Origin of the sequence: Brevibacillus sp. 1238, assembly GCF_029892995.1 — a bacterium.
GTDB lineage: Bacteria > Bacillota > Bacilli > Brevibacillales > Brevibacillaceae > Brevibacillus > Brevibacillus parabrevis.
Genome location: NZ_JARXWC010000016.1, coordinates 46823 through 69150 on the forward strand (window position 1 = coordinate 46823; position 22328 = coordinate 69150).

Sequence of the window (22328 nt, forward strand, 5' to 3'; positions counted from 1 at the left end):
GTTATGATTGCTTTTTGCCCTTGCGAGGCATTTTGTTAGCGTAATCTGGTTTATTCACTTGACGCTCACGTGCGATCGCAAGCGCATTGTCAGGCACATCCTGAGTGATGGTCGATCCTGCTGCTACATACGCATTTTGTCCAACGGTAACGGGAGCCACCAGATTGCTGTTGCAACCGATGAACGCTCCGTCCTGGACGATTGTCTTATGCTTGACTGCCCCGTCGTAATTGACGGTTATCGTACCACAGCCGATGTTCACGCCATCGCCAATTTCCGCGTCACCTACATAGCTGAGGTGAGGTACTTTGCTTCCGTCGCCGATCTTTGTATTTTTCAATTCGACGAAATCACCGATCTTCGCTTTGCGGCCAATTTGCGAGCCTGGACGAATGTAGGCGAATGGCCCGACTGCCGACTCTGCTTCCACGCTTGACTCTACCATGACCGAATAGGAAATGGTGACGCCGGAACCAACCTGCACATCTGTCAAGTCAGCCTGTGGCCCAATGACGCAATCCGTGCCAATGGTTGTCCGTCCGCGCAAAAATGTACCCGGTTGGATAACCGTATCGGCCCCGATGACGACATCTGCCTCGATATACGTAGAAGCCGGATCAATGATGGTAACACCATTGCGCATATGACCGTTGGCAATCCGCTTCCGCATATACGCTTCCGCTTCAGACAGCTGCACACGATCATTGACGCCCATCGTTTCCTCAGGGTCAACCGCTTCGTACGCCACTACCTTTTCGCCCGCTTCCCGCAAAATGCCGACAACGTCTGTTACATAGTATTCGCCTTGCGCGTTGTCATTTTTCACTTCCGCCAAGGCTTTCCATAATTTGCGATTGTCATAACAGTATATGCCCGTGTTAATTTCCTGGACCGCCCGTTCCGCTTCTGTGGCGTCCTTATGTTCCACGATTCGCAATACTTCGCCCGCCTCGTTGCGCACGATGCGCCCGTAGCCTGTCGGATCGGGGAGCACGGCGGTCAATACAGTTGCAGCCGCTTGCTGCTCTTCGTGATAGGTCAGCAAGGCGGACAACGTCTGTTCAGACAAGAGGGGAACGTCTCCGTACAAAAGAAACGTAGTGCCTTCTTTATCCTGTAAAAACGGCGCTGCCTGCGAAACGGCATGCGCCGTTCCCAATTGTTCTTCTTGCAGTGCGTAAGTAACGCCCTCGCCTAGTTTGGCGCGGACCACGTCAGCACCATGACCTACGACGACAACGATGTCCTCAACCTGCATAGAAACCATCGTATCCACAACATGCTGAACCATTGGTTTCCCACATACAGGATGCAGAACCTTGTACAGCTTCGATTTCATCCGCGTACCCTGACCAGCGGCCAGAACCACGGCATGGATCTTAGACATGTCAACCCTCCATCGTAGAAGTTCCACAATGACTATATCTTAATCATATGTGGATTTCAAGACAATCGATGCAGGATTATCGCCGTTTCCCTGACATTGCCTGAAAGTTGTTCATCTAACAGACAACATTTAATAATCTGACAAAAAGTGATATATTGATGGGCGAAAGAGGTTATATAAAGGAGGCAGGAAGGAATGCCAGCGAATGTCTACTTGCTGACCGGATACTTGGGCAGCGGAAAAACGACCTTATTGCAAAAATGGCTGACTCATCTACGCGTCCAGAACGAAAACGTAGTCGTCCTGATGAATGAAATGGGCGAGGAAGATATTGACGGCGAACAGCTGCAAGGCTTTGGCTTCCCCGTAAAAAAGCTGCTGGACGGTTGCATTTGCTGCTCGATCAAAGGGGAACTGACAGAAGGCTTGCGGGATATTTTGAACTCCCTGCAACCCGATCGCATTTTGATAGAAACAACAGGAGTCGCCGACCCGATCGATGTCATCGATACGCTTACCCATCCCGAGCTTTACGATCGCATCGAGCTGAAAGGGACGATCAGCGTCGTGGATGCTTCCCGCTTTTTGGATCTCAATTCGCGCTTTGCCTCCACAGCGGCTCTCGTGAAGACCATCCGCAATCAGGTCAAATACGCCGATCTCATCCTGCTCAACAAAACAGATATGGCGAGCGCAGAACTGGTGGAGCGCGTCAAGCAGAAGCTCGCGGAGCTAAACCCGAAAGCGTCGATTCACCAAGCGGTGCAGGCGAACATCGATCTCTCCCGGCTTCAGACTGTGAAACGAGTCGAGCATGTGAGAGAACCCGATTCTGCCTCCCCTGCTCCCGTCCAAACAACGATCGGCCGCATGTCCACAATGGACAGGCTGAAACAATCGCTCGGCCTGAAAACGAGCACACCTTCGCTTTACAACAGCATCGATACGTTTTCCTACACTTTTACTGGGCCGGTAGACGAGAAAAAATTCGAGGATTTTTTGTATGATCTGCCCAAAAACGTGTATCGGGCAAAGGGGTATGTGCTCTTTCATGGAAAAAAAGAACTGATTTCGTTCCAGCACACGGACAATCAAGTGCTGTTCTTTCCATTCGAGAACTTCGGACCGAAACTGGTCGCTGTTTTTATCGGGGAAGGAATGGATCAACAGGAAATTACAAGAAAATTATCCAAATGTTACGGGTAATCAGACGCCGAAGCACCCTGCCAGAAATGACAGGGTGCTTTTGTATTGGGTGCTATTTTACGCACCCGCTTCGATCGTGCTTTCTTCTTCTTGACCTACGCGTTCATACTCGGTCAAAACAGCAGCTTGGATCTTTTCACGGGTAGTCGAAGAAATCGGATGGGCGATATCGCGAAATTCTCCGTCTGGTGTGCGCTTGCTCGGCATTGCAACGAACATGCCGTTGTTTCCGTCAATGACACGGATATCATGAACCACAAATTCATGGTCAATTGTAATGGATGCAATCGCTTTCATCCTACCATCCGTATTCACTCGGCGCAGTCTTACGTCTGTAACTTCCATCTAGTTCACTCCCTTTATCTATGAAACGCGTTTAGGAGTATTTCCACCCTCTGGGTAAATATTCCTGCTGATGTTATGCAATTTTTAAAAAAATATATAAATATGTTCATAACATCAACTCTTTACACGGCACATTTTTACTATCCATGTTATAAACAACGCAAAAACAGCCTAACGCACCGAGCATCAGGCTGTGTCGAATTTCCAATTATTCTATTCTTACGCTTCGATATAGGCAACGATCTCGATCTCTACTTTTACATCGCGCGGCAGGCGTGCCACTTCAACGGTAGAGCGAGCAGGCTTGTGATCGCCAAAATATTGGCCATACACTTCGTTCAATTGCGCAAAGTCATTCATGTCCTTGATGAATACGGTCGCCTTCACTACATGCGAGAGGTTTCCTCCTGCTTCTGCCAGAACAGCTTTGATGTTGGAGAACACCTGATGGGTTTGCTCCACAACGTCGCCTTCTACCAGCGTGCCGTCCGCACGCAGCGCGATTTGGCCGGATGCAAACAGAAACGGACCTACTTTTGCAGCCTGGCTGTACGGGCCGATAGCTGCTGGAGCCTTGTCAGTTGAAACAAAAGAGATTGCCATTTTGATCTACTCCCCTCTATTTTCAAAAAAACTGCCTAGCTCAATTTCAATCTGCTTGCCCTTGAAGTCGACATCTTGCAGTTTGGCAAGAGACACATACTCATCAACCAATCGCTCGGACACATCTGCTGTCGTTTCGACCAGCACGCCGCAACCAACAACAGTCGCGCGGAACTCTTGAAGCAGATCGATCATGCCGCGCAGCGTGCCGCCAGCCTTCATGAAGTCGTCCACGATCAGGACGCGGGACTGCTCGGCCAAGCCGCGGCGAGCGAGAGACATCGTCTGAATCCGCTTACTGGAACCGGATACGTAATTGATGCTTACCACAGAACCTTCCGTCACCTTGTTGTCGCGACGCACAATGACGACAGGCACATTCAAAAACATGGCTGTCGCGTATGCGAGAGGGATTCCTTTTGTCTCCACTGTCATGACCACATCGACGTTTTTGTCAGCGTAAGCAGTGGCAAAAAGCTTGCCGATCTTCGCCATAGTCGCCGGGTTGCCGAGAATGTCGGACATGTACAGGTATCCACCTGGCAAAAGTCTTTCCGGATTGGCCAATTGCTCGATCAGTTCGCGCATGAAGTGAAGGGCCTCTTCCGTTTTTACCTGGGGAATATACTTCACTCCGCCTGCCGCACCCGCCACCGTCTTGAGCTGCCCTACACCCTGGACCTCAAACGCTTCCTTGATGATCGACAAGTCTTCACTGATGGATGATTTCGCTGCGCCGTATTGTTCCGCAAACAGAGTGAGAGGAGTCAGCGTATGGGGATGGGCAAGCAAGTGCTGCGTCATGTCAACCAGACGCGCACTTCTGCGCAATTTCTTCATGGCTCTTCCTCCAAAACCGAATATTATGCTGCTAATGTATCATTTTTATACGTGTTCATGCAAGTATTTCCCCATCTTGGGAGCCTAACATTCGGACAACAAACACATCTTTGACAAAACCTCTGAGTGCATTGTAAATCCTATGTACTTTCGCTTCCTTTTGCACGAGGGCAAACACCGTAGGACCGCTGCCGGACATCAAGACACCGTCCGCTCCGGACGCGATCATCAGCTCCTTGATTTGCCGCACTTGCGGATAAAGGGAGAGCGTGACGTTTTCCAACACATTTCCGAGCGACTGGCACATTAATGAAAAGTCTTGCTCTGAGATAGCTTGAAGCATCTGCCTGGTGTCAGGATGATTGTCGATTTTGTCGACACGCAAGTTCCCGTACACATCAGGAGTGGACACACCGATCGGCGGCTTGGCCAAAATCACCCAGCAAGGGGCCGGCGTTCCCAAATGCGTGATTTGCTCCCCGCGCCCTTTTGCCAGCGCAGTTCCGCCATAGACGCAAAAAGGGACGTCAGAACCGATTTCTGCGCCAATCTCCGCCAGTTCATCCAAGCTCAATCCGAGATTCCACAGCTGGTTCAAACCGCGCAACGTCGCCGCGGCATCACTGCTGCCGCCAGCAAGTCCGGCCGCAACCGGGATTTGTTTGTCTATATACAACCGTACGCCCTGGCGCACCTGATAGCGTTCTTTTAAGAGCACTGCCGCTTTATAAGCATGATTGCGGATATCATCCGGTACGAAGCTGGCAGAGCAGTCCAGCGTAATCTCACCATCTTCGCGCAGAGTCAAGTCTACACGATCTGCCAAGTCGACGGTAGTCATCACCATTTCCACTTCGTGATAACCGTCCGGCCGTTTGGCAAGCACATCGAGAGTCAGATTGATTTTGGCCGGAGCTTTGACCGAGATACGCACGTTGTTCACCTCTGCCTACTATACTAAATTTCCTAGTCTCTTATTGTAGCATAGCCAATCTCTCCCCTGCCAGTTGATACCCCAAAAAGAATAGGATCGAGATCATTGCGGTTATTTCGAAAATTCAGCAGTGTTTTTCGGCATGAGAAAAGCCGGGAGGTCCCGGCCTTGTCAACGAGTTTGTATGATTGTATTCCTGAGATGGGATGTGTCCGCTCGCGTCCTGCCAGCGCTTATGACCGTCTGGCAGCCAGTGCTTCCTCGGCAAGCTGTACAGCTCGCTTCACCATGTTTCCCGCGTCACGCGTCGTGATGCCTCCCCAGCCCTCCGCCTTTACCGTATCGTAAAAGCCAAGCTCCTTGGCGAGTTCCATCTTGAACTGCTCTGACATCATTCCTCGTCTGCGACCCATAGCATCCTCCCTTCCCGTTGACAGGTATAGTGTGCTCCAAGTCCAGCTTTTTCATCTTCGCGCCCAAATATTTACAACCTTTTGATAGCAAAAATAAAACAGTAGAACCCAAAAGGGCTCTACTGTTGTACAAATGTGATGCGGATGTGCTCGTTATCGCGGCACACCGTCAACTCTACTGTTTCCGTCAAGATGTCGGCATAGCTGTAGGAGACCCGCTCAAAGAGTTGATCGTCGTCAAGCTTTACCACAAACACAGATGGGTATGTTTCTTCGAGGATGCCACTTCGTTCGACGGTTTTACGGCGACCTCCATTGGCCTTCAGAAGGATGCGTTCACCAATGTGCCCGTCTAAACTGCGTTTAATGTCAAGTAACGCGTTTCTTGCCATTGTTCCATCCACCTCGCTTACATCTATTATAACAGCTCAATTATATTTTGTCAAAGAAATAAAAAATTATAGCAACCCTGTAGATATTTTGTCAACGGGGTTTTTTTCAGCAAATTAGCAGATATTTGTCACCTGCTCTCCAACAGTATGTCCACAATGCGCAAAAACCTTGCTGCAGCAAGGCTTGCCGATAATAGCCCGGCCTTTTTTTCCGCATTTTTCTTGCATTCATCGACAAAAAACCCCCGTCTTTGGCTTTTTCCGTCCAAAAACGAGGGTAAAAGTTTGTCTTATTGCCCAATAAGGCCGCGCCGCAAGCCTTCGTTGGCTAGGCGGGCGAACTCCTCGATACTGAGGGTTTCGCCGCGGCGGGTCGGTTCAATCCCGATGTCAGAAAGCATCTGTATTACTTCATCCTTCTGTGTTTTTAGAAACAGACCGTTCATCAGGTTGTTCAACAAAGTTTTGCGCCGTTGGGCGAACGAGCAGCGCACCACCCGGAAAAACACATCCTGGTCGTCCACTTCAACTGGCGGACGATCCCTGACTTTGAGCCTGATGACGGCAGAATCGACGTTAGGACGAGGAATAAACACGCTGGCTGGAACGATCATCGCGACTTCTGTTTCCGCATAAAACTGCGCCGCGACAGAAAGAGAGCCGTAGTCTTTCGTGCCTGGCTTGGCAGCAATTCTCTCAGCCACTTCTTTTTGAATCATGACCACGATGTTCTCCAGAGGCAGTCTCTCTTCCAGCAGCTTCATCAAAATCGGCGTCGTCACATAGTAAGGCAGATTGGCTACGACGCTCAGCTTCTCGACCCCAGCCAGCTTCTCTGTAATGAGGGAACGCAAATCAAGCTCCAGCACGTCGCCATGCACGACCTCGATATTGTCGTAGGGCGACAGCGTGTCCTGCAAAATGGGCAAAAGCCGCTGGTCGATTTCAATCGCCATGACCTTCCCTGCTGCTCGTCCCAATTGTTCGGTCAAAGCGCCAATCCCCGGGCCGATTTCAATCGCGCCTTTTTCCTTCGTCAGATCAGCTTCGTCCACGATATTGTGCAAAATGTTGGTGTCTACGAGGAAATTTTGGCCCAAACTCTTCTTGAAGGAGAAGCCGTACTTCTCCAGGATTTCTTTTGTTCGCGTAGGTGTGGCAATATCCTTGCCTGCTGCTTGCGTCATTGCTTACTCCCTCTCTTTATCGATGGCTTCTACAGCCGCTTTAAATTCCGCGCGAGTGATTTGAAAAGCATTCAGCCGTTGCAGCATTTGCTTGGCGTTGGCGTAACCGATCCCCAAAGCTTCCCCAAGCTTGATTCTCCGCTCCTTGGCATCGCTTCCCGACGTGAGTCCATTTTCCAGCAAATCATCGGAGGTAATCTCTCCGGCTGTTTCCGCCATCTCTGTCCGGACTTCCGACAGCGCGCGAACAATCACTTCCGGCGTGGCGTTCTCCACCCCGATGTCGCCTTTTTTCATACCGTCCTCCTGCGTAATGAAGGCGTGCTTGCAGCCCGGTACGGAACGACTGATGATCTTGCGAATGCGCTCCCCCTGGTAATCGGGGTCTGTAAAAATAATGACGCCGCGCTTCTGCTGCGCCAGCCGGATTTTTTCTATCGTTCTGGCATGGATGGCGGAACCACCCGTTTCAATCGTGTCAGCGTTCACTGCACGCTTGATGGCAGCGGTGTCGTCTCTCCCCTCCACGACGATGACCTCTTTTATTTTCATGACGTACTCCTACTTTCGTACAATGTCGCTTTTGCTAGTAGTGTTCCAAAAAAATCAGGCAAAAAGCCTGGAAATGCCGAAACGAATCTTCGCCTGAAACCGTCTAACTATCAAACAGCTTATCATGTCTATTCGCAAAACGCCAAAGACAAAGACAGGAGCGGTCTGCTCCTGTCCTATGGTTTCTGCGGCCCGATTATATAGACGGTTTTGTTGCGCTTGCGACCAAATTGAACGGCTTCTGGCTCTGTGCTCACAAACACGTCAATTTTTCCGCCGCGCATGGCGCCGCCTGTGTCTTCTGCCCGGCGATACCCTACGCCCTCAATATACACCCACCAGCCATATGGAATGACTTTTGGGTCTACTGCGATCGTGTGGCCTGCCTTTGCTTTGACGCCTGTCGCCGTACGTCCATAGCCTGGCGAGCTAGGATGCTTGCCTCCCCCTGAAGGAGAATAGGCAGTCAAAGTAACCCCGTTCAGCACTTTTTTCGGCCTGAATACTTTCCCACCACGCGAGATCATTCCCGCTGAAGCGACCAAGACCCTTTGCGATGGATCGTTGTTTTGCAGCGAAGGAGCTGCTGTTCCGACGGCCACCACTTGGTCCTTCTTTGGCACAAGCACATCTCTTGCCACCAGTTCACGGGAGACCTCCTTTCCGTCTTCCATGACCAGCTTGTAGTGTGCAATTGCCTTACCCTCTTGCCCGTTTTGCAGTACACGGGACTTACCCTTGGTTAATGCCGGATCGTTCTTGCGTATTTCCTGAAAAGCAACCCGTTCCTCGACTTTGACTGTCTGCTCGACTACGCGCTTAATTGTAATCGAAGCGTCCTTCGTCAGCGAGGCGGTCAGGGCCGGCTCTACCCGGTCCTTTTCACCCAGCGCAATGCCGCTGTCCTTCAACACGCCAGCAACATCCCGACTAAGTGTCTGTATCGTTTTAGTCTGCCCGTCAACCTGGACCGGAATGGACCAGGCTGTATGTAAAGTGATCAATGCTCCGTCTGATAGCTTCGTCTCAGGTGTTGGTTGAAGGGAATCCTTTTCCGTTACCGTAATGTTTCGCTCGGTCAAGAACTGCTGTACGGTACTAGCTTTGGTAGCTACCGTCTGGCTTTCTCCGTCCAACGAAAAAGTGACCTGTTTTGGCTGGGTAGCCTGGGCAGAGAAATAGCCAACCATGGGAACGAGCACAAGAGCAAGGATGCCGAAAACGACAAGCCCCGAATGCTTATACTTTTCCCATATCGCGCGTAACTCCATTTCCCACACTCCTTTTCCTAGAAAAGCACGAGGCTTCTCCTGTCTAGCCAGGTAAGGGTCGATGTAATTGCACCAATATTCTGGAAGTGGTCTGTACTTAACAAGGTCGGCTTTGATTGTAAGTTACTTTTTTCCCTTTGTCAAATTTACCCTCCCCTGGCCGAAGCGATAATGCTAACAGACTAGCAAAAATCAGATGGCGAATGGTAGCAGATTTCTGTCGAGAAGCTTTGTCGGATGGACAATAATCGTTCGACACATTGTTCAAGGTATGCGCCGCAAAAAACGAGTAGAACAACAGATCGCAGCACAAAAAAACGGGAAATCACGTGATATGGCGTGATCTCCCGTTTTGGCTTGCTGTTTTTTACGGCTGGAGGCGAAACAGTCGTCTTGCATTTTCTGTGGTGATTTGGGCCATTTCTTCGTAAGACAAGCCGCGAATGTTCGCCATTTCCTCGCAGACGTAACGCACGTATCCACTCTCATTTCGCTTCCCGCGGAACGGATGAGGGGTCAGGTACGGGCAGTCTGTTTCTATCAACAGCTTGTCGAGCGGTACTTGGGCTGCTACTTCTTTTGGCTGCTTCGCATTTTTAAAGGTCAGCGGGCCGCCGAATGAAATGTAAAAGTTCATGTCCAGCGCCAGCTTCGCCGTCTCCCAGCTGCCGGAGAAGCAGTGCATGATCCCTCCGACCTCTGCTGCCTTTTCTTCTTTCAGGATCGTCAAAACATCCTGGTGCGCGTCGCGATTGTGGATGATGATCGGCATGTCGAGCTTCCGCGCCAAACGAATTTGCTTGCGGAATACTTCTGCCTGCACGTCTTTTGGCGACGTATCCCAGTAATAGTCCAGGCCCATTTCGCCCAGCCCCACTACCTTCGGATCGCGGCTCAACTCCTCGATCCACTCCAAATGCTCGTCGGTCATGTCTTTGGCGTCCTGGGGATGCCAGCCGATGACTGCGTATATGAAATCGTGGTTTTTCGCCAGATCCATGCAAGTCGGGATGGTTTCTGCGTTGAATCCGATGTTCACGATCGTGCTGACGCCGTTTTCCCGCGCGCGGGCGATGACTTCCTCGCGATCCTCATCAAATTCTTTTGCATTCAGGTGCGCATGTGTCTCAAATAGCAAAATAGGTTCTTCCTTTCCTGCCCCTCGTTACTTCACAATCGCTCCGTTCGGCATGCTCGGATCTACTGTCGCAAGCGTCAGCTGATCGCCTGCGGACGCTGCCAAAATCATGCCCTGCGACAGCTCTCCGCGCAGTTTCACAGGCTTCAGATTGGCTACGAGGATTACTTTTTTGCCGACCATGTCTTCCGGCGTGTAGTATTTCGCGATACCGGAAACGACTTGGCGCTTTTCATAGCCGAGATCCAGTTGCAAAATCAGCAGTTTGTCGGCGTTCGGGTGCTTCGCACATTCCACTACTTGCGCAACACGCAGTTCTACTTTGCCAAAATCGTCGATACCGATTTCTTCTTTGGCATCCGCTGGTTTTTCTGTCGCTTCCGCCTGGTTTGCCGTTGTTTCGTTCACAGGTGCTTCCCCTTTCAAAGCGTCTTGTTTTTTCTTGTTTTCCTCTGCTTGGCGGCGTGCTTCTGCTGTCGAATCGTCAATGAAAGCCAGCTCAGCCTGCACGTCCAGACGCGGGAACAAAAGCTCTTTGCGGCTCACGATGCTGCCGGCAGGCAATCCGCCCCATACGCCAGCCGATTCCCAGCTTGTCGCCTGTTCGTTGCCCAAAATGCCGAGTTGGTCCCAAATTTTCGCAGGCGCCTTGGTCATGAACGGTTGAATCAGCACGGAACTGATGCGAATGCTTTCCGCGAGGTTGTACATGACTGTCGCCAGACGTCCTTTGGTTTCTTCCGATTTTGCCAGGTTCCACGGCATGGTTTCGTCGATGTATTTGTTCGTGCGGCCCACCAGTTCCCAGATGTGGGCAAGCGCATTGGAGAAACGCATTTCTTCCATATGCTCCTCGACCAGCGCCTTCGTTTTCATCGCGAGGCTGATCAGGCTGTCATCCGGTTCGCCAGCATCTTGCGGAGCTGGAACTACGCCTTCGAAGTATTTCTCGATCATGGTAGCGGTGCGGCTGAGCAAGTTGCCGATATCGTTTGCCAGATCGTAGTTCAGGCGCTGTACGAACGATTCCGGTGTGAAAATGCCGTCCTGCCCGAAGTTGATTTCACGCAACAGGAAGTAGCGAACGCCATCGGAGCCGTAACGGTCAATCAGCAGCTTGGGATCGATAACATTTCCTTTCGACTTGGACATTTTTCCATCCGGCATCAACAGCCAGCCATGACCGAAAATTTGTTTCGGCAGCGGAACATCGAGCGCCATCAGCAAAATCGGCCAGTAGATCGTATGGAAGCGCAAAATGTCTTTTCCGACCATATGGACGTTGGCAGGCCAGAAACGGCGATATTTGCTGTCGTCGTCAGACAAGTAGCCAAGAGCAGAAATGTAGTTGGTCAACGCGTCAATCCAGACGTAAATCACATGTTCAGGATCGCTCGGCACTTTAATTCCCCAGTCAAATGTGCTGCGGGATACGGACAAGTCCTGGAGTCCAGGCTTCAGGAAGTTGTTGATCATCTCGTTGCGGCGACTCTCCGGTTGAATGAAGTCAGGGTTCGCTTCAATGTGCGCGAGCAGTCTGTCCTGATACTTCGACATGCGGAAGAAGTAGTTTTTCTCCTTGACCTTCTTCACTTCGCGGCCGCAATCCGGACAAATGTAACCCTTGTCGGTTTTACATTGGGTTTCTGTCCAGAACGCCTCGTCTGGTACGCAATAGTAGCCTTCGTACTCGCCGAGGTAAATATCGCCTTGGTCAAGCAGACGCTGGAACACTTTTTGCACGACTTCTTTGTGGCGCGGCTGTGTCGTACGGATGAAATCATCGTACGAGATGTCGAGCTTCTGCCACAGGTCGCGAATCCAGTCTACGACAGGATCGATAAATTCCAATGGCTGCTTGCCATCTTCGGCCGCGCGCTCCTGTAGCTTTTGACCGTGCTCGTCCGTACCTGTTAGGTAGTAGACGTCGTAGCCGCGCAAACGTTTGTAGCGCGCCAGTGCATCGCAAGCAATTGTCGTGTAGGCATTTCCGATGTGCAGCTTATTGCTTGGATAATAAATCGGTGTGGTGATGTAGTATGTTGGTTTCATGCAACCTAGCCCCTCCTAATAACATGTAGAAAAATAGAAAAGCCCACCCCAAAAAATTGGGGCGAGCTCTAACTCGCGGTACCACCCAAATGCTCCGTCTCCCTCGCGGAAAACGGACTTGGTGAGTCCAAAACAGACTCTACCCTTAACGCGGGTCAACGTCACAGACTACTGGGCACGACGGTTTGGTCGCGGCTGTTCATCTGCAAGACTCTGGGTCCATGTTCGGCTTGCTCGCTTATACCGGTTTTCAGCTGCCCCGGCTCTCTGGAATAAGGAGGATCGGCTTACTCTTCCCATCATGGTCGTTTGCTTTTGCTGTGCATTCCCTCATTTATCCTCTATTGTACACGACCGACCTGTTTTGTAAACATCCAGCCAGCACCATCTTTCCCGAATTATTTTCAAATGTAAGGAAAAGGGAAAGCAGAGAGAAGTAGGCTTTTTTGTCGAATAGGCGCGGTTTCATTCGACATAAAGTGACTGTTTCGACATGCATTAATCCCAGTAAATTTTATCCATAAAAATTTCCATACACTTTCCAGTTTCCTACAAAACGCTGATATATCAACTTTCTTATTTTCAAAAAACACTTTGGTTTTCAAAGATTTGTCAAAATCATGTTGACACCTTTGGGAATCGCTGGTATGATAATCCCAACAGAAAATGTCGAATATTGACGATTAATGATGAGCGTTTAACAATAGCATCGACATATGAATTTTTAGGAGGAGAATTTACAATGATGAAATCAACGGGGATTGTTCGTAAAGTAGATGAATTGGGTCGTGTCGTTATTCCAATCGAATTGCGCCGCACACTCGGCATTGCCGAAAAAGACGCTTTGGAAATTTACGTAGATGGTGAGCGCATCATCCTGAAAAAATACGAGCCTGCTTGCATCTTCTGTGGAAACGCTGATAAAGTATCTCATTTTAAAGGTAAAATCGTTTGCCAAGATTGCCTGACTGAGATGCCAGTTGTAAAACGCTAATTTTTGATAAAAAACCGATTTACATACAAATAGCCTTCGCACAGGGACAAGCTATGCGAAGGCTATTTGTGTTTTCTGAGCAAAAGAAAAAAGCCGACCTGCTAAGGCCAGCTCCTTATTCCGCTTCCTGATCGCGATGGTACTCGTTGTAAACGTCCCGTTTGGGCAAGCCGCGGTCATCAGCCGCCTGCTTGATGGCTTCTTTTTTGCTCAGACCCTGCTCACAGTAATGGTCGACATGCCCAACGACGCTCATTTGCTGCCACCAGTCAACAGCTTCCTCTGTTTCGACAGCGCCTGTGTAGCCTTCGACAATGACGCAAAATTCCCCGCGCACTTCCCCGCTGTCCAGCCATTCCAGCAGTTCGTCAAAAGTGCCGCGAACAAACTCTTCGTAGCGCTTGGTCAGCTCCCGAGCCAAAACAGCCCGGCGGTTGCCCCACGCTTCCTGCATCGCGGCAATCGTCTTTGCAATCCGATGCGGAGCTTCGTAAAAAATCAACGTCTCCGGATAACGCTTGAGCCGTTCCAGCTCCTCGCGCCGCTCCTTGTTTTCCCGCCCGATGAATCCGCAAAAAACAAAACGGTCTGTAGGCAGTCCCGAAGCAATCAAAGCTGTCAGTGCGGCATTGGCACCTGGCACCGGAACGACAGGATACCCGGCGGCGACTGCATCGCGCACAAGCTCTGCCCCCGGATCGGAGATAGCCGGCAGTCCGGCGTCGCTCACCAAGGCAATTCGCTTTCCTTCTGCCAACCATTGCAACAGCCCTTGACCGCTTGCTTCCTTATTATGCTCGTGATAGCTCACTGTGCGCTTCTCGATCTGAAAATGGTTCAGCAGCTTCCTTGTTTGCCGCGTATCTTCACAGGCAATCACATCGACCGCGCGCAGTGTTTCCAAGCACCGGACCGTGATGTCATCGAGGTTGCCAATTGGCGTAGCCACCAAATACAGGACACCTGTTTCCTCCTGCGCAAAGCTGCGCTGTATATTCATTGCGGCGTCCCTCCAATCAAGTCTTCTTTTTGCTTGCGATTCAGCCGTTTGATCGCTTCCTCCCGCTTCAAGCCCCATGAACGGTCAGGCCCCTCTTCCCAAAAGACAAGCGCCAACGGCCCGCGTCCTCTGGTATACTTCGCGCCTTTTCCCTCCTGGTGCTTCGCCAGTCGGCGCAGCAGCTCCGTCGTATAGCCGGTATACAAGGAACCGTCTGCGCAGGAAAGCATGTAGACAAAGTGGCTCTTATGCGAGGGAATCTCTTCTGCCAAAATAAATTTCCTGAAGTTCCTCACAGTATTCCTCACCATTCTCATAGACAATCAATGGCGGTTGAATCCTCAGCTCCGGCTTTCCGCCCCGCATTCCTTCGATTAGTACCATATTCGGCTCCGCATCCCTGCGCGGATAAACCAGGCGCATCCGCTTCGGCTCGATTCCGTATTGACGCATCAAGGAAATGATATCAATCAGTCGCGTCGACCGATGGACGAGTGCGAGCTTGCCGCCGTTTTTCAACAGCTGGCTGCCGACCCGGATGACATCTTCCAGCGAGAGCAAAATTTCATGACGGGCGATCGCAAAGTGCTCGCTGGTGTTTTTCTCGCCACTCGTCGCAGGCATATATGGCGGATTGCACGTAATCAGATCGAATTTGCCGTGACCGTAATGGGCAACAGCCTCTTTGACGTCTCCATGGTGCATCTCGATCCGTTCTGTAAGCCCGTTCAACTGTACGTTTCGACTCGCCATGTCGTACAAGCGCGGCTGAATTTCGATTCCATCAAAATGAGCTTCCGGCGTCCTTGTCGTCATGATCAACGGAATCGCCCCGTTGCCCGTACACATATCAAGCACCCTGCCGCGCTTTGGCACCGATGCAAACCGCGCAAGCAGCACAGCATCCATGGAAAAACAGAACACCTCGTGGCTCTGGATGATTTTCATTTCGTGTGTCAATAAATCGTCAATGCGCTCCGCATCGTAGAGCGGCACGTTGGTGACAGGTTCCATCCTTTATTTCCTACTCCTTTTTGTCCTTGTCTTGGAAAAAGCGACCTGACACGTGGCACAGGTCGCTTTCTCCATACGGTGATCGCTCGTCACCTTTATTTTTGAGGGCCGCCGCTCAAAAACGAGAGACAGAACAGGCAATCCCCTTCTTTACGCAAACTGCCGAAATGCACATTGCAGATATGAAACCCTTCCGCATACAGACGAGCAAGGTTGTCATACCCTTCCCCGACCACGGCCTTTTTGGCTTTCTCCTTGGCAACAATGCTTGTTCCTTTTTGTTTTGCCTGGGAGCCAGTCTTTTTCTTGTCCAGTCGGTTGCGAAGATGCTGGTTTTCAACGAGTAATTGGGCATTTTCCTCCATCAAAACAACGATGACGTCTTTCAACTCACCGATCTCTTTGTACAGGTCCCCAATTCGTTCTTCAATGCTCGCCATCTTGACGAAGATTTCCCGTTTGTCCACTAGCTCACCTCTCCCCTACCCCCACACTTTATTCATAGGTGGGGAGCCCTATCGCAATCTCATCCAATCCAAATTCCGTGATGCGTTTGTCGATCGAAAGCTCCACCTGAACGGACTGATCCAGTACGTTAACAGAAACGACTCGTCCATTTCCCATCGGGGTAGTGACCACCTTGCCGACATCCGGCATTTCATCACGCGTGCTTTCGTAGTTGTCATTCTCGTATTTTAAACAGCACATCAAACGGCCGCACAGACCGGAGATTTTTGCTGGATTCAACGAAAGGTTTTGATCCTTGGCCATTTTGATCGAAACTGGCTCGAAATCGCCGAGGAATGTCGAACAGCACAGCAGCCTGCCACAGGGACCAATGCCGCCAAGCATTTTTGCTTCGTCGCGCACGCCAATCTGACGCAGTTCAATGCGGGTGCGAAACACGGAAGCGAGGTCTTTTACCAGCTCGCGGAAATCAACCCTGCCGTCAGCGGTAAAATAAAAAATGATCTTGTTGCGGTCAAATGTGTATTCCACATCGACCAGCTTCATATCGAGCTTGTGCTCCTTGATCTTCGTCTGGCACACGGAAAAGGCGTTTTTCGCAGCTTGCTTGTTTTCATCAACCTGCTTAGCGTCTTTATCGTCAGCCATGCGAATGACCTTTTTCAACGGCAGCACCACATCGGACTCAGCGACTTCCTTTTTGCCGATGACGACCTTGCCATATTCGACCCCTCTCGCCGTTTCGACGATTACAGTGCAATCTTTCTCTATCGGCAGTCGGTCAGGGTCGAAGTAATATATTTTGCCCGCTTTTTTAAAACGGACCCCAACAACCTCATACAAGGGTTATCCCTCCTGGAATTGAAGAACCAACCGCTCAAGAGCCAACTGTGCGTTGGCGTTTCGCTCTATCCGATTTTTCGTATCCATGACCAAATCTATCCCGTGCAAGAGCTCAGCTTTTGTCCATACCAGTGCTTGTCCTTGCAGCACATCCTGTTGGTCGCTGTTAATGAGATGGGCATGCCTGCCTACTTGCACATACAGGATATCGCGCAGCCAAAGGATGAGCAAATCTAAAAAGAGGGGTAGTTCCTCTTTGATTTTGTCGCTCTTTTGCAACATATCATGGATGGTGAAGAGCGCAGACGAATTACGCTGTTTGCACTCATGGCTCAATTGTATCACTAGATTTCTTAGCTGTGCAAACGATTCTGATTGGCTGAGTGCCTTGGCCTCTTCCACATTTGTCGTAATGTGGGAGGCAATCTGCGCCATCCCGGCAGAAATGCCGTCTGACCGCAGCTGTGCCGCAATGGCTTCGGCAGAAAGTGGAGAGAATTGCACGATTTGGCACCGGGATAAAATCGTCGGGAGGATCGAGTGGCTATGTTCCGTCAGAAGCAAGGCCAGTACACCAGCGGGCGGTTCCTCCAAAAACTTCAGCAGGCTGTTGGAAGCTTGCGTCGTCATTTTGTCGACGTGTTCGATGATGTACACCTTGTGCTTGGACTCTACCGCGCGCATGGCCATTTCTTTTTGCAGCGCGCGAATCTGGTCGATTTTAATAGAAGCTCCATCAGGTGTAATAAACAGGACGTCGGGGTGGTTTCCCCCTTCAATCCGCCTGCATGTAAGACAGGCCCCGCAGGCGTCCGCTTCCCTTTCCGGACAAAAAAGGGACTTCGCCAGATGCAGGGCCATCTGCTTTTTACCCGCTCCTTTGGGACCAGCCAATAAATAGGCGTGTGCCAATCTGTTGTTGAGCAGGCTATGATACAGCAGCTCGGAAGCTCTCGGCTGCTGGGAAAAACGGGTCCATGTCATAATGGTTTCACACCCACTAAAAATACAAGTTGATCAGCATGCCGCGGATTTCGCCAATCCGGGCCAACAAATCAATCGTCGGCGCCTGGTCGCTCAAAAGCTCATCTGTCAGACGCAAAAGCTCCTCATCGACCTGCTTGACGATTTTGTACAGCCTGCTGCGGCCTCGCCGATTGATTCCTCGTCTGTCATCCAGGGCAACCCCGTATTTGACGGCTTCCTCCATGAATTGCTTGACGAGGTTTTTATATGCATAAAAATCGCGAACAGAGCGCGATCTGGCAAGAACTTGCCCCATCCTGTCGATGTCGCCGAGCAGCCGATTGATCAGCTCCTGGGACATGCGCTCGTCTTCTCCTTGCACCATCGTGCCAAAATTCAGCTTTTCGAGCTGAGGATTTCTACGTGAATCTGCCGTTTTTATCATGTCCAGCTTAGGTCTAAGCCCATCGCCGATTTTCATCTCGCCACCCCACAGGCCCGATCAGTAGGGGATAAACCCCCCGTTACATCAAGTATAAACGAAAGCGGCGAAAAAAGAGAGCATGAACTAACCTGCAGATGAGAATGAGGATGCTCTTCACTTTTGCGCATCATATGTCAAAAAGAGTGGAACTCTCCTACATCCAGTACAAACACGGCGGCTCCGCCTACCTGTACTTCCAGCGGGTAAGGCATGAACGAATCCACTGCATTGCTGAGAGGGGAAACAGGAGTGACCATTTGCTTGCGGGATTTGCAGTTGTGTGCAATGATGTCGATTACTTCCGGCACGCTTTCGTCAGACGTACCGATCAAAAACGTTGTGTTGCCAGCTCGCAAAAAACTGCCGGTACTGGCGAGCTTCGTCGCGCGAAACCCTTTCTTTACCAGTTGTTGAGACAGACGACCACTATCTTTGTCCTGGACGACCGCAACTACCATTTTCATCGGCTATCACCCTTTCCGCAAGAATTATCCCGCACGTGCTTTATTGTATGAAAATCATGTAGGCTTGGTACGCTATTTCGCCTAAACATATTATACAGTATGTACCTGTACATGCGGTACTGCGAACCTTACAATCTGTCCAGCAATACGCGCAATGCCGATTCGTACACCTGCTCCATCGGCTGCTCGGCATCAATAACGACGAAGCGATCGGGGTCTTTTTCCATGACAAGCTGATACCCTTCTCTTACCAGCTGGTGGAAGCGGATCCCTTCCAGATCGAGCCGATTGACTTCTCTGCCGCGCGCCTTGTTGATTCTCGCCAGTCCAACCTCGGGACGTATATCGAAAAACAGCGTCAGTTCCGGCATGCAGTCACCGACGGCGAAGCGGTTGATCTCATAGACTGCCTCTATGCCAAGCCCTCTTGCATGGCCTTGATAAGCAAGACTGCTGTCGATAAAGCGATCGCAAAGTACGAGCTTGCCGGCTTGCAAGGCAGGCAACACTTTTTCAGCCAAATGCTGGCGTCTCGCTGCGGCGTACAGCAATGCTTCCGTTCTCTCGTCCATTTGCGTATGCGCCGGATTCAGGATGATCTCGCGGATTTTCTCGGCAATATCGATACCGCCCGGCTCGCGCGTCAACAGCACGTCCACGCCACGTGCCTGCAATTCCTCGTACAGCTTGGCGATGACAGTCGATTTGCCCGCCCCTTCGCCACCTTCGACAGTAATAAAACGGCCTTTTGTTCCTGTTGTCACTTGCATGCTCCTTCCGCACCTGTTGTAGCAGGCCACTTGCTTCCTATCTGTAACTAACGCAACACCTGGATGGTATGCAAACGATCGTCCTGCACCCCGTGAAAGCTAGTGCGCCCCCGCCGCAACTCGGCGAGCATTTCCAATCCTTCCTCATCCATTCGCTCACCCGGAACGAGTACCGGAATACCTGGAGGATAAGGAATGACCATCTCGGCCACGATTCGTCCCGTTGCCTGTTCGAGCGGAATCGTCTCCCGCGGGCGGTCAACCGCTTCGTGCATCGGCACAGCCTGCTTGCGCAAATAGTGCGAGGAGACAACGCCGTGCAAAAGAATCCGCTCCGCTTCCGCTTCGACCTGGGGCGAGAGCGATTCCAGCAACCGGGCCAAGGCTTCCAAGTCTTTATGAGTCGTTCCTGCCGATGCTGCCAGCAGTACGTGAGAATCATCAGCCAACTCTGGAAAGATTCCATGTCTTTCCATTAATTCCTGCAACGCAAATCCGCTCGTCTGTCCCGTGCGCAAGTGCAAAAACAGCTTCAAAGGATCAAACGTCGCATATACGCAGTTCGCAGAAAGCTGCGGCCATTCCAGCCATTCCAGCTTGCCTGTTCTCTCCCGGAGCTTGTCCAGTAGCGGCAGCAGTCGCTCCCATTCTTCACAAGCTTCAAGCGCCAGGTGACGCCGGGCCAGATCGAGCGAAGCCATCAGTATGTACGAAGGGCTGGACGACTGGAGCATGGCTAGATGCCGATACAATCGTTCCCTGTCTATTCGCCCGCCTTGCAGATGCAGCATGGAGGACATCGTCATGGCCGAAGCCATTTTATGTGTGGATTGTACGGCAGCGTCCGCACCCGACTGCATCGCCGAGCGAGGAAAAGCCGGATGAAAGCCAAAGTGGGCACCATGCGCCTCGTCAATCAAAAGCGGAATGTCGTGCCGATGCACCGTAGCCGCCATTTTCGCCAAGTCGATGCCCATGCCGTAATAGGTGGGATTCGTCAAAAAGACTGCCTTGGCATCCGGATGTGTCTGCAGGGCACGCTCGACATCCTCGCGCCTGACCCCGGCGGCAACACCTGTTGCCAAATCCACGGCAGGCACCAGAAAAATCGGCTCCGCTCTGGCCATGATGATCCCGTGATAAACCGATTTATGGCAATTTCGCTGCACGAGAATTTTGTCACCCGGTCGGCATACCGTCATGATCAGGGCAAGATTCCCGACTGTGCTGCCGCCAATCAAAAACTTCGACTCTTCCGCACCGAAAGCTTCCGCAGCCAAAGACTGTGCTTCCGCAATCACGCCTTGAGGCTGGTGCAAATCATCGGTCCCGCTAATTTCAGTCAAATCAAGCTCCAATACGGATTGAAAACGATGTTTGGCGTGGCTGTCAAAGCTGTGGCCCATTTTGTGCCCAGGCACATGAAACGGATGCGGGCGATGCTTGGCGTGCCGTTCCAGCTGTTCATACAGGGGCGCACGCTTTTGTCGCTCCCGAAATTCAGCATCTCTCATAAGCACGCGCGACTCACGTCCTTTGTCATGAATATTACCCATTATTTTAGCATGATTTGACATGAGGAAAACGGAAATTCGCCAAGCTTTTTGGCAAATGAAAAAAGACACCGGGGATGCCGATGCCTTTTTCCGTCACGCATCTTTTCGCAGCCAAATTCGTCTCATCTGGTGGATAAAGAACGGATACTTTTCGTCCTGGACGTCGGTATTTACCATTTCCTGTTCGCATTTTTGACAAATAAACTGCTCACAAATGGCGATCCCGTCGTTCTGCTCCTGTTCACAGACGATACATCGCTGAGCAACTTTTTCCATAGTGCAAACGCCTGCCCTTTTCCTCAATCTACCAACCATTATACCCCATTATAATCCGCATCATTCCCAAACGTTCGTCTTTTCGCCGATAGCTCGGTAACCTTTGAAAAAAAGCTGGGCTTCCTGGGTTGGAAAACAGGATGCCGCGTCCACGACCAACGACTGGCGCATCACCTTCGCCACTTCTTGCAGGGAAAGCTCGTCCACAATACCGAGCCTGTCTCCGATCACCAGCAAATCGGCATCCTGCAATACGGCGTTCCACGAATCGCCGTGCAGCCAGTCGGGGTGTACCTCGTTCGGATATTGCCCGTCCGCTCCGGTGTAGACAGCTACGTCCATTTTCGCCAGCCAGCCTTGGGGCATCTTGTCCCACAAAGCGTTTGAACCGATCAGTGCTACTCGCCTGATCTTCGCCTTTTCCAGAACGAGCTGGCATTCCCGCTCAAGCCATTTGCAAACATGCGAGTGATCCCGACGCTCCGCAAAAAGCCAGCCCTGCCCGATCCGCGTATCCAAACCTAAAGCTCGCGACACTTGCCTGAGCGAGACTTGCCGGGTATCGCACCACTCGCCCAGCTCCCAATAAAAGCGTTCTTTCCACGCCAAATAACGCGGCAGCTGACGAATCGCTTCATCTACTTCCCGGCGGCCGCAAATCATGGACACTTTGCCGTATTCGGCAAGCAGTCGGCAAACCAGGCGCATATACTTGCCGGACGGATTTCCCCCGATCAAAGCGCGCTCGTTGCCCGACCACAATGCCAAGCGGATTACTTCCCATTTCCTCGCATCATCACCAGCCTCGCTCGACAACGCCAACTCATCCGCCCAGGCATATGGCGCCTCATCCCCGTATATCACCAACAGGTCCGCATCGTTTTGCTGACGCATGCTTGTTCTATCCGCTGCCCGCAGCTTGTTGTAATCGTCATGCCCGGTTACAAGAAATCCGTCGACGCCTTCTGGCGGAAGTCCTGTTTGCTCAGATGCCAAATCGATCCCGCATTCGCGCAGAGAACCGCCCAAGCTGCGCACGATTTGTTCGGACGCGGCCCATAACGTCATTCGCTGCTCTCGCACATCTCCTCCCCCGCTTTCTTGGGCAAAAGTCTTATGCCGATTCCATTTCGTTCCTTTTTATCGTTGCCCATAAACCGCAAGTCCATCACA

26 protein-coding genes are annotated in these 22328 nt (G+C 51.2%); 2 read left to right on the forward strand and 24 right to left on the reverse strand.

All coding sequences use genetic code 11. From position 1 onward, the window contains the following. Position 1: 1 nt before the first annotated feature. On the reverse strand, positions 2-1387 hold the full coding sequence (glmU, locus tag M2298_RS24890) for a bifunctional UDP-N-acetylglucosamine diphosphorylase/glucosamine-1-phosphate N-acetyltransferase GlmU (RefSeq protein ID WP_122966028.1): 1386 nt from the start codon (positions 1385-1387) through the stop codon (positions 2-4). Positions 1388-1582: 195 nt separating this feature from the next. Here glmU and M2298_RS24895 point away from each other — a divergent pair, with 195 nt between their 5' ends. After that, positions 1583-2593 (forward strand): CobW family GTP-binding protein, encoded by a 1011-nt coding sequence (locus tag M2298_RS24895; RefSeq protein ID WP_280649214.1) that lies wholly within the window; start codon positions 1583-1585, stop codon positions 2591-2593. Between the two features lie 57 nt (positions 2594-2650). On the opposite strand, the gene spoVG is transcribed toward M2298_RS24895, so the two are convergent. From spoVG to metG, 11 genes are all read right to left on the reverse strand, one after another. Next, positions 2651-2938, reverse strand: coding sequence for a septation regulator SpoVG (gene spoVG / locus M2298_RS24900; RefSeq protein WP_005828662.1), 288 nt, complete (start codon positions 2936-2938; stop codon positions 2651-2653). A gap of 219 nt (positions 2939-3157) precedes the next feature. Next, the gene (locus tag M2298_RS24905) at positions 3158-3541 is read right to left on the reverse strand and encodes a RidA family protein (protein WP_122966030.1); all 384 of its coding nucleotides are present in this window, start codon (positions 3539-3541) and stop codon (positions 3158-3160) included. Between the two features lie 6 nt (positions 3542-3547). Beyond that, positions 3548-4381, reverse strand: a complete 834-nt coding sequence (purR, locus tag M2298_RS24910) for a pur operon repressor (protein ID WP_063230321.1) — start codon at positions 4379-4381, stop codon at positions 3548-3550. A 55-nt stretch (positions 4382-4436) separates the two neighbouring features. Then, positions 4437-5315, reverse strand: coding sequence for a 4-(cytidine 5'-diphospho)-2-C-methyl-D-erythritol kinase (gene ispE, locus M2298_RS24915; protein ID WP_063230320.1), 879 nt, complete (start codon positions 5313-5315; stop codon positions 4437-4439). A 233-nt stretch (positions 5316-5548) separates the two neighbouring features. After that, a complete protein-coding gene (locus M2298_RS24920) occupies positions 5549-5728 on the reverse strand; it encodes a small, acid-soluble spore protein, alpha/beta type (RefSeq protein WP_063230319.1) in 180 nt (59 codons plus the stop codon). Between the two features lie 119 nt (positions 5729-5847). Continuing rightward, positions 5848-6120, reverse strand: coding sequence for a biofilm formation stimulator Veg (veg, locus tag M2298_RS24925; protein WP_122966031.1), 273 nt, complete (start codon positions 6118-6120; stop codon positions 5848-5850). A 290-nt stretch (positions 6121-6410) separates the two neighbouring features. Then, positions 6411-7307, reverse strand: a complete 897-nt coding sequence (rsmA, locus tag M2298_RS24930) for a 16S rRNA (adenine(1518)-N(6)/adenine(1519)-N(6))-dimethyltransferase RsmA (RefSeq protein WP_063230318.1) — start codon at positions 7305-7307, stop codon at positions 6411-6413. A gap of 3 nt (positions 7308-7310) precedes the next feature. Continuing rightward, complete coding sequence (rnmV, locus tag M2298_RS24935) at positions 7311-7859, reverse strand: ribonuclease M5 (protein ID WP_063230317.1); 549 nt, start codon at positions 7857-7859, stop codon at positions 7311-7313. A 176-nt stretch (positions 7860-8035) separates the two neighbouring features. Further along, positions 8036-9130, reverse strand: coding sequence for a 3D domain-containing protein (locus M2298_RS24940; protein ID WP_122966032.1), 1095 nt, complete (start codon positions 9128-9130; stop codon positions 8036-8038). Between the two features lie 367 nt (positions 9131-9497). Continuing rightward, positions 9498-10268: a TatD family hydrolase gene (locus M2298_RS24945; RefSeq protein WP_063230315.1), complete on the reverse strand. Its 771-nt coding sequence runs from the start codon at positions 10266-10268 to the stop codon at positions 9498-9500. 27 nt (positions 10269-10295) lie between these two features. Beyond that, a complete protein-coding gene (gene metG / locus M2298_RS24950) occupies positions 10296-12320 on the reverse strand; it encodes a methionine--tRNA ligase (RefSeq protein WP_122966033.1) in 2025 nt (674 codons plus the stop codon). A 742-nt stretch (positions 12321-13062) separates the two neighbouring features. On the opposite strand from metG, the gene M2298_RS24955 reads away from it, so the two are divergent. After that, entirely contained in the window at positions 13063-13314 is a 252-nt protein-coding gene (locus tag M2298_RS24955) for an AbrB/MazE/SpoVT family DNA-binding domain-containing protein (protein ID WP_007776347.1), read from the forward strand. 115 nt (positions 13315-13429) lie between these two features. On the opposite strand, the gene rsmI is transcribed toward M2298_RS24955, so the two are convergent. From rsmI to M2298_RS25015, 12 genes are all read right to left on the reverse strand, one after another. Further along, complete coding sequence (gene rsmI, locus M2298_RS24960; protein WP_280649215.1) at positions 13430-14314, reverse strand: 16S rRNA (cytidine(1402)-2'-O)-methyltransferase; 885 nt, start codon at positions 14312-14314, stop codon at positions 13430-13432. Then, entirely contained in the window at positions 14311-14586 is a 276-nt protein-coding gene (locus tag M2298_RS24965; RefSeq protein ID WP_233454143.1) for a GIY-YIG nuclease family protein, read from the reverse strand. The genes rsmI and M2298_RS24965 overlap by 4 nt, the downstream gene beginning before the upstream one ends. Continuing rightward, on the reverse strand, positions 14561-15328 hold the full coding sequence (locus M2298_RS24970) for a tRNA1(Val) (adenine(37)-N6)-methyltransferase (RefSeq protein ID WP_122966036.1): 768 nt from the start codon (positions 15326-15328) through the stop codon (positions 14561-14563). Before M2298_RS24970 ends, M2298_RS24965 begins: the two co-directional genes overlap by 26 nt. A gap of 95 nt (positions 15329-15423) precedes the next feature. Continuing rightward, positions 15424-15795, reverse strand: a complete 372-nt coding sequence (gene yabA / locus M2298_RS24975) for a DNA replication initiation control protein YabA (RefSeq protein WP_122966037.1) — start codon at positions 15793-15795, stop codon at positions 15424-15426. 28 nt (positions 15796-15823) lie between these two features. Beyond that, the gene (locus M2298_RS24980) at positions 15824-16639 is read right to left on the reverse strand and encodes a PSP1 domain-containing protein (protein WP_063230309.1); all 816 of its coding nucleotides are present in this window, start codon (positions 16637-16639) and stop codon (positions 15824-15826) included. 3 nt (positions 16640-16642) lie between these two features. Next, positions 16643-17623 carry a DNA polymerase III subunit delta' gene (gene holB, locus M2298_RS24985; protein WP_063230308.1) on the reverse strand — a complete coding sequence of 327 codons (981 nt, stop codon included), beginning with the start codon at positions 17621-17623 and terminating at the stop codon, positions 16643-16645. 16 nt (positions 17624-17639) lie between these two features. Next, entirely contained in the window at positions 17640-18086 is a 447-nt protein-coding gene (locus tag M2298_RS24990; RefSeq protein WP_122966038.1) for a YaaR family protein, read from the reverse strand. 137 nt (positions 18087-18223) lie between these two features. After that, a complete protein-coding gene (locus M2298_RS24995; RefSeq protein WP_007719896.1) occupies positions 18224-18553 on the reverse strand; it encodes a cyclic-di-AMP receptor in 330 nt (109 codons plus the stop codon). Positions 18554-18681: 128 nt separating this feature from the next. Further along, positions 18682-19323 carry a dTMP kinase gene (gene tmk / locus M2298_RS25000; RefSeq protein ID WP_122966039.1) on the reverse strand — a complete coding sequence of 214 codons (642 nt, stop codon included), beginning with the start codon at positions 19321-19323 and terminating at the stop codon, positions 18682-18684. 47 nt (positions 19324-19370) lie between these two features. After that, positions 19371-20843, reverse strand: coding sequence for an aminotransferase class I/II-fold pyridoxal phosphate-dependent enzyme (locus tag M2298_RS25005; protein WP_280649216.1), 1473 nt, complete (start codon positions 20841-20843; stop codon positions 19371-19373). 129 nt (positions 20844-20972) lie between these two features. Beyond that, positions 20973-21155 (reverse strand): sigma factor G inhibitor Gin, encoded by a 183-nt coding sequence (locus M2298_RS25010; RefSeq protein ID WP_005830511.1) that lies wholly within the window; start codon positions 21153-21155, stop codon positions 20973-20975. 60 nt (positions 21156-21215) lie between these two features. Beyond that, positions 21216-22238, reverse strand: coding sequence for a hypothetical protein (locus M2298_RS25015; RefSeq protein WP_233454142.1), 1023 nt, complete (start codon positions 22236-22238; stop codon positions 21216-21218). Between the last annotated feature and the right edge of the window lie 90 nt (positions 22239-22328).